Origin of the sequence: Bacteroides sp. (assembly GCF_030151085.1) — a bacterium.
GTDB lineage: Bacteria > Bacteroidota > Bacteroidia > Bacteroidales > Bacteroidaceae > Bacteroides.
The window spans coordinates 106,927-114,617 of record NZ_JASLER010000094.1 but is presented as its reverse complement, the minus strand read 5'-3'; the positions used below and the strand labels follow the sequence as shown (position 1 = coordinate 114,617).

9 protein-coding genes are annotated in these 7,691 nt (G+C 41.4%); 7 read left to right on the top strand and 2 right to left on the bottom strand.

From position 1 onward, the window contains the following. A partial coding sequence (locus Q1W14_RS20725; RefSeq protein WP_300704641.1) for a hypothetical protein occupies positions 1-356 on the bottom strand: 356 nt, incomplete at its 3' end. A gap of 123 nt (positions 357-479) precedes the next feature. Beyond that, a complete protein-coding gene (locus Q1W14_RS20720; protein ID WP_300704640.1) occupies positions 480-947 on the bottom strand; it encodes a hypothetical protein in 468 nt (155 codons plus the stop codon). Between the two features lie 383 nt (positions 948-1,330). Here Q1W14_RS20720 and Q1W14_RS20715 point away from each other — a divergent pair, with 383 nt between their 5' ends. The 7 genes from Q1W14_RS20715 (at position 1,331) to Q1W14_RS20685 (ending at position 7,687) form a co-directional block, all read left to right on the top strand. Next, positions 1,331-2,302, top strand: coding sequence for a site-specific integrase (locus Q1W14_RS20715; protein WP_300704638.1), 972 nt, complete (start codon positions 1,331-1,333; stop codon positions 2,300-2,302). A gap of 394 nt (positions 2,303-2,696) precedes the next feature. After that, positions 2,697-3,089: a hypothetical protein gene (locus Q1W14_RS20710; RefSeq protein ID WP_300704636.1), complete on the top strand. Its 393-nt coding sequence runs from the start codon at positions 2,697-2,699 to the stop codon at positions 3,087-3,089. Beyond that, positions 3,090-3,704 carry a DUF3575 domain-containing protein gene (locus Q1W14_RS20705; protein ID WP_300704635.1) on the top strand — a complete coding sequence of 205 codons (615 nt, stop codon included), beginning with the start codon at positions 3,090-3,092 and terminating at the stop codon, positions 3,702-3,704. Between the two features lie 49 nt (positions 3,705-3,753). Then, complete coding sequence (locus Q1W14_RS20700) at positions 3,754-4,734, top strand: DUF3868 domain-containing protein (RefSeq protein ID WP_300704634.1); 981 nt, start codon at positions 3,754-3,756, stop codon at positions 4,732-4,734. A 26-nt stretch (positions 4,735-4,760) separates the two neighbouring features. Next, on the top strand, positions 4,761-5,954 hold the full coding sequence (locus Q1W14_RS20695; protein ID WP_300704632.1) for a fimbrial protein: 1,194 nt from the start codon (positions 4,761-4,763) through the stop codon (positions 5,952-5,954). A gap of 23 nt (positions 5,955-5,977) precedes the next feature. Next, positions 5,978-6,154, top strand: a complete 177-nt coding sequence (locus Q1W14_RS20690) for a hypothetical protein (RefSeq protein WP_300704631.1) — start codon at positions 5,978-5,980, stop codon at positions 6,152-6,154. Positions 6,155-6,175: 21 nt separating this feature from the next. Next, positions 6,176-7,687 (top strand): DUF3575 domain-containing protein, encoded by a 1,512-nt coding sequence (locus Q1W14_RS20685; RefSeq protein ID WP_300704629.1) that lies wholly within the window; start codon positions 6,176-6,178, stop codon positions 7,685-7,687. Positions 7,688-7,691: the final 4 nt, after the last annotated feature.

The following is a 7,691-nucleotide window of genomic DNA, read 5'->3' as shown; positions in this document are numbered from 1 at the left end:
TCTTTTAATATCCCGGATGCTATAAACTTTTTGTGGGCTAAGATCTTATTCATTTGCGCATATATGCTATCCTTGTTGTTTTTGTTATTCTTCAAATAATCATGGTCAAACATCAACTCAGAGAAAGATATTGGATTACTCTCAATGTTATATCTCTTGGCTATATATTCAACAAGTTTGGTGTGGATATTTCCTTCGTCACAATCGCAAAGTATATCAGGCCCTATAACAGGTATGACATTTCCTTGAACTATTTGCTCAATGAGTCTATCCCAAGCAGGTTCATCGGGATCAAAACCAATATCGTCGTCGTCTAATCCAATATTAGTCTTTAAAAAGTCATCTATACTATTCATTTCCTTATCTTAAATCATTAATTTATGATACAAAGCAAAAAATATAACTGCATTTTGACAAATGTATGAAAAAATATTTAACATGATAACTTTAGGCTATTTATTTTTTATAATTTTCCATTCTTATACTCTATTCCTTCTATCTTCCTTCTCTTTCTTCCTCCATAGCTGGAAATGCTTCATTAGGGTGTCTTCATTTACCAGTTCCTCCATATCATATTCTGTAATGAAATGGAGGAGTGAACGTTTGTACATAATGCCATGTTCGAATTTTTCCTCTGTGAGGTAGATTATCATCTCCCTGCGCATCTGGCGGTTGATTTCTTTTGCGAAAAAGCGCACACTTTCCGCACTCAGAAAATTGTAGGTTCTGGGATCTTTGCCGATATTAGGAACTGGTAGGGTGAGGGTGAGATTACCGGTTTCTTTCCATGATACTTCTTTAGGACGAGGGATGGTTAGTTCCAGCAGAATGTGGTAAAGATTGGTTTTATAACTCAGTTTGATTGCACCTTCTCGTATGCTGTTGGCATAACGGGCATACATGTAGTGCGCCAGACAAGGCTCTACATTTAGACAGATTGTCATCATTGACTTTCAATGTTTTAATTTTTAACTCTGGTTGTTTATGCTTGTACTCCCCGTTGGGAGTTCGAAACCGTATGTGTGAAGTTTGAATTGAACGGTCTCGCTAAAACATTGAATAATAGTATGTTAAACATCCTGTTAAAATTCGGTGTCGATCAGGTCGTTCCCCGGTGAGGAACAGGGTGTTTCTCGGTGAGGAACGGTTGGCTTCTCACCGGGGAAAAGGATGCTTCTCATACTTCAAGTGCAAAAGTATGACAAATTAACAAGGATATTAGTCTTAGTTAAGATGAGTAATAAAAATAATATGTAATGAAACATTGCTATGATAATACTGTTATCTGGAAATCAGTTCTCTATATGTTTTATATAAAAAAATAATTGTTATGAATGAATGTAAAATGAATGATTTCATGTTGTCCGTAATAACGGATTTGGAAAACAGTGGTCGTTACAGTACCGCTCATGTCTATCGTTGTGCTCTGAAGGCTGCACTCAATTATGGTGGTGTTGCTGTGCGACTAGAGGAAATAACTCCTGCATGGCTAAAAGATTACCAGGCGTATCTACTGGCGCATCAGTTGCTTTGGAATACTATTTCCACTTATATGCGTATGATTCGTGCAGTGTATAATCGTGCTGTTGATGCAGGGATTGTTCCTTATATACCTCACCATTTCAAAGGAGTTTTTACGGGGAGACAGGTCAATCATAAACGTGCATTAGAAGGCGATGAAATGCGTAGGATGTTGTCTGATGAGGGTGAGCTTGCAAAGGATCAGCAAGGAGATGATAATACTATTGTAGAAAATGAGCCTGATTCGTACTCTCGTCATAATCTTCTGTGGGCACGTGCTTGCTTGGAGTTAATGCTTCGTTTTCATGGTATGCCATTCGTTGATTTAGCGCACCTCCGCAAGTCTGACTTGCGTGACGGATATCTGATGATTCGTCGTTATAAGACTGGAATGCCGCTTTCTATTGAAGTTACTCCTGAGGCTATGGTTTTGCTTCGTTATTACGCTCATCCTGACCCTAATTCTCCATATTTACTTGATATTCTTGATGGAACATTTACTGGAAAGCAGGCTTATCAAGAGTATCAGCGAGTCTTGAGGTTGTTAAATTTGAGATTATCCCAATTGTCTCGTAAGCGTGGTATTGGACATAGAGTTTCTTCGTATACCGCCCGTCATACATGGGCTACTGTAGCAAAACGCTGTGGAATACCTGTTGAGGTTATTTCAGAAGCTTTAGGGCATGCTTCTATAACTACTACGGAAGGTTACTTAAAGCAGTTTGATAATCGAACTTTGGAAAAAGCAAACAAGGTAATAATTCATTATATACTTGGCTGATACTTAGTAATAGAAAAACAAACAAAAGCGCTGGAAAACAAATAGATAGGTGTAAGTTACTTCATAAGTAACAGAGTTCTTATATAGCCGCAAAAATATATATAATACTTGAAAAAGAAAAAGAAAAAGTCCTTTTTTTCTCTTTTTAATCACGCATTTTAAAAATAAGCATTCTTTGGGTTTGAAATTCTCTAACTAGATTTGATTTTAGGACATAGTTTTCTAACCCTCTTTTTCTGACCGAAAGGAAGGAGTAGATAATCCCGTATATTATCTATATATACGGATATATAACTGTTTATGCACTGGTGATATTAATTAAATATAGATTTTATATGTATCTATCCGTTACTTATGAAGTAATAACCTTATATCTTAAAATGGTACGACAAATATGTTGACAAAACGAACGCAAAAGGCAATAGATATACTACATGAGATTGCATATCGCCAATCCCATTTATGTCCCAAAAGAATGGGAGCGACTTCGTGTGCGCCTGAATGTTCAACGATTTTGGATCAGTTGTGCGCAGCAGGTCTTATTCGTTTACTTCCTGATATGAATGCAGGAAACTGTAATTCCTATGCTTTGTGCCTATGTCTTTCGGAAATTACTCTGTACCAATTATTATTGGCTATTGATGAGAATATTAATCTGGTAAATCCATTGGCAAATGAAGAACGTATTTACAAGCATTATCATTATGGTACGGGAGCTTTAAAATTGGGTGTGGTGAATCAGACACTTTGTACTTTATTATGTGATGTACATGTGATTGACTTTTGAATGATGAAAATATGGAATGAAAATATGGTGTTGGAGAGAGCGACTAAAACAAGCTTGTTGCTAATATTAGTATTGTGGAGTACTTGTGCGAATTTGCATGGGCAGACTGTTGCAGTGAAAAGTAATCTATTGTCCGATGCTCTTATATCTCCCAATCTGGGGATGGAATTAGCTTTGTCACCCGGTTGGACATTGGATGTCTCTGCTCACTATCAACCATTTGCACCGGATGATAGTAAGCGCTGGAAACATTGGGTACTACGGTCGGAGATTCGCCATTGGCTTTGCTCTTCGTTTGCAGGGCACTTTTTCGGTGCACATTTGTTAGGTGGACGATTTAATGTAGGAGATATTCGTTTGCCTTTCAATATGTTGGAAGGTGCACGTAACAATCGTTATGAGGGCTGGGCATTGGGAGCGGGTATTTCATACGGTTACCATTGGGTGCTGGCTCCACATTGGGGTCTTGAAGCAAGTTTAGGGTTAGGTGCTGCTTATGTCCGCTATGATCGTTATCGGTGCGGTCATTGTGGTGAAAAATTGGGCCGTGCGGGTAGCAAGAGTTATTTGGGCCCCACTCAGGCAGCGATATCATTAGTGTATATCATTCAATAGAATAAATAGAAACAGGTAATTGAATAATTGTAAAAACGTAAATAACCAGATGAACAAAAAGTTGTTTTATAGCTTGTTATCGCTGCTTTTGCCTTTGATGCCACTTTGCGGACAAGAGGCATACATGGGGCAGATACAGGTTACCCGTCGGAGTTTTTCTCTTTCGGGTGGTCAGTTGCATGTCCAAATGGACATAAACTATGAAGGTCTGCAAATGCCTTCTGATGAGTCTCTGACCCTGACTCCTTTCCTTTCCGCTGTAGATCAGAGACTTTTATTGCCTTCCATTCTTATCAATGGTAGTGAGAAGCAGAAAGTTTATGAGCGTACTCAGGTTTTGGGAGTGAAAAATCCAAAGAAGAAAAGGATGGAGCAGAAAACCGCTACTCCCTCCGTGGTGCTGAGAAATGACCATAACTCTACGCGGCGCTTTACATATAAGGTTGCTGTTCCTTTTCGTGAATGGATGACGGAGAGTGATCTATCCTTGCGGGCCGAAGAGTGTGGATGCAATGGTAAAGAAGCTGGTATCTATAATGATAAGATAGCCTCGGGTATTCTTCTGCCCGATGTGGAAGTACCGGGACTTGAAAAGAATGTGGATGTACGTTGCCTCTCATGGGTTAATTTTCTACCGGTTTCTATGGAGAACGAAAATTGTACCCTGCCTGCTTCGGGTGCTGGTTGTGTCACATTGGGGTGTTTGTTTTCACTAGCCAATAGCTTTACACCCGGTTCGGCCGAATTCAATGATGTTTTCGATCTTGCCGCTCGTCTATTTCCCGAAAGTCCGGAGGCTAATATCAATGCAGCTGCCATAGCTTTGAGCAAACGTGATACCCGTAAGGCACGGCACTATCTTTCCCGTTTTGTAACCCGACCGGAGGCATTCAATAATATGGGAGTGCTTTGTATGCTCGAAGGCAACCGTGAGAAGGCGGAACTCTATCTTGAAATGGCTGTCACTGGTGGTGTGGAACGTGCCGGTGAGGTGCTGGAAGAACTGAGAAGTCGTAGAAACCTGTTTTAATGAATGGTAATAAAATAGATATACGTATGAAAATCAAATGTGAAAAAATGATGAAGATTAGCGGCATTTGTCTATTTAGCTGGTTGCTTGCTATAGTCTTTGCTATGTTTGCCTCTTGCAGTGGCGAGGAAGAAAATTCACGGCGTCCTATGGGAAAGACTGCCGGTCTTCAATTGACCCTTTCGGGGGGGAATCCTGCCGATACGCGAGCTACAGGCAATGCCCTTCCTGATAATGAGGCGACCATTCATAGATTGACAGTAGGGTTGTTTTTTGCCGATGGCTCGGTAAACACAATTGTTGAACCGAACATAACTTCTGACAATTCCGGCAAAGTGAAGGCGGATAAAATCCTGTGCTCTCCCGGAACGTGTGAGATAATTGTTGTAGCCAATGTACCCGAAGGTACTTTTAGCGGCGTACAGAACAAGAATGAGTTTATAGGTAAAACCGTAGGGTTGGTGCAGACTGTTCGCAATGGTCAACAAGCATCCGACTTACTGCCGATGTCGGGTATCAGTAATGAGAAAGTAAATTTGGAAGCTGATAAATCTGTAGCTGTTTCGGTCAAGCTTTCACGATTGGTAGCACGTATTTCCATAGCAGGCATTCGTTCTGATTTTGGACTTGAACATAGCAACGCAACTTTTACTTTGGATCGTGTTTTCCTTTGCAATGCCTTAGAGGCTTCTTGTGTATCTCCGGGAGATGTGGATCAGACTATGCCTGCACAACCTACCTGGCTCCATGGAGGAATGGTACAGGAACAAACGGATGGTTCACTTTTATGGACTCAAGGAGCCGGATTTTTATTGAACGATGTTACTCCGCCGGGAGGGGTTGAAATAACTAATGAAGAATATGCAGTCCCTTACTGGTTTTATGCTTTTGCCAATAATGATGCTACGAATCGCACTAAGTTGGTGTTGTCCGGTTATTTCGATCCGGATGGCAAAGGTCCCAAACCGGCTGTTTACGTTTATTATCCTATCGTTGTGAATCGTTCGCAAGCCGGTACGAGCATTACTCCTTCCGATCCTTCGCAAACAGGTATTGGCGATGGTACTATTGCGCGTAATCGTGATTACCGCATTAAAGCAGTTATCAAGGGAGATGGTGAAAGTACCCCGGGTGAAGAAGTTACCGCTTCGAACCTTGAGTTGACGGTGAGTGTGGACGACTGGACACTACAAATTGTGCAGGAGGTGGAACTTAATTAGTTGACAATTGATAATTGACAATTATGGGAAGAATAGGAAAAGGGGTGGTGATGCTGGGACTGCTGATTGGGCTTGGCGGATGTATTCCGGATGATTTGGGTGATTGTCCTGCGCCGGATGGAAAAAAGGATGGGGTAGACATTACAGTAGATATGGATACAGACGTGGATACAGGACAGCAGGAAACAGAAATGCCCTGAACAATTAAGAAATAGAGAATAATGATTGACATAAGTGTGAATGTAAAAGCGACAGTTTTGTTTCTAGTGTGCTTGTTCCCGGCTACTGGCTATGCGTGGAACAGCATATACGTGGATACACTGAATCCTGTTAATATGTATAGGGATTCGGTGTATAAGCGTGTAATAAAAGACGGAACTGCCAGTTTGAATTGCTATTTTTCTTATCCACAAGGAGGATGGCAAATACAGAAAGGATATGGAAACAATACTTTCGAACTGGATAAACTGGATGGATTTATCCGTACATCGCTTGCAGATACGCTGGTTTATGTTCGCCGGATTACATTGACGGGCTACTGCTCTATTGAAGGTAGTTACATTCAGAATGAACAATTGGCGCGTGATCGCGCCAATGGGTTCCGCAATTATCTGAATTTTGAATATGGGCTTGCTAAGCGTTATCCGGTGGAAGTACATTATATCGGGGAAGATTGGGATAAATTACGGGAATTGGTAGATGCCTCTACACTTCCCGAAAGAGCAGAAGTGCTGGAAATTATTGATAAGGTAGATATTTTCAAAGGACGTGAAAAGAAACTGATGGATTTGAACGGTGGAGTTCCGTACCGCAGTATGTTTAAAGAGCTTTTTCCTTTGTTGCGGCGAGTGGAAATTGTGGTGGAGTATGACCTTCATCGTATTATTGAGGAACGCTATCAGCGTAAATTGACGGAAGCTGAATTTAAGGAGATACTTGCCAGGGAACGTGCTGTTACCGAGGCGGAAGAACATCGCTTGGCGGAGCAGAAAAAAATGGAAGAAGAAGCTGCTGTACGTGCAGGTATGGAAAAACAAGAACGGGAACGTGTAGAAAAAGAGAGACTTGATGAGGAGAAAAGTCGTGAGGAAGAATCCCGACGTCTGGATGAAAAGAAACAGCATGAAGAGTATCTTGCCTGGAAAGAGCAACGCCGGGTTGCACGCAAGGAACGTAACCGGTTGCTGCCGCTGGTAGCGGTTAAGACCAATTTTGTTTCTTGGGCAGGTATGACGTCTGAATTAGAGCATACCACGTTTATGCCAAACCTTTCTGCCGAAGTTTTTTTTGCCCGACATTGGTCAGTGAACCTGACGGGTGTATATGCCAATTGGGATTATGACGGCAGTCGCCAGCATTTGGGGGTATCGGCTTATAGTGTGGAGCCTCGTTTCTGGTTTAAGGGAGATGGAAAACACCGGTGGTGCTATATCGGCGTTTATGGGCAGATGGGTGATTTTGATAGCCGTAGTACGGACGCTAAACGTGTAGAAGAAGGTACGGCCAACTATACAGGTACTTACTGGCAGGGAGGACTCTCTTTGGGATGTTATCTGTTGCTGAATGCACATTGGGGCATTGAACTCGGTGCACGTGGAGGATATCAGAAAGCGGTAGGCCATGTTTATGATGTGGAAAATCTGCATTATTATTTGAATCATGACCTGACAGCCGATCGTATTGGCTTGACAGGTATCAATATAAGTATCAGTTATCGTTTTGGTAGAAAATGAAATA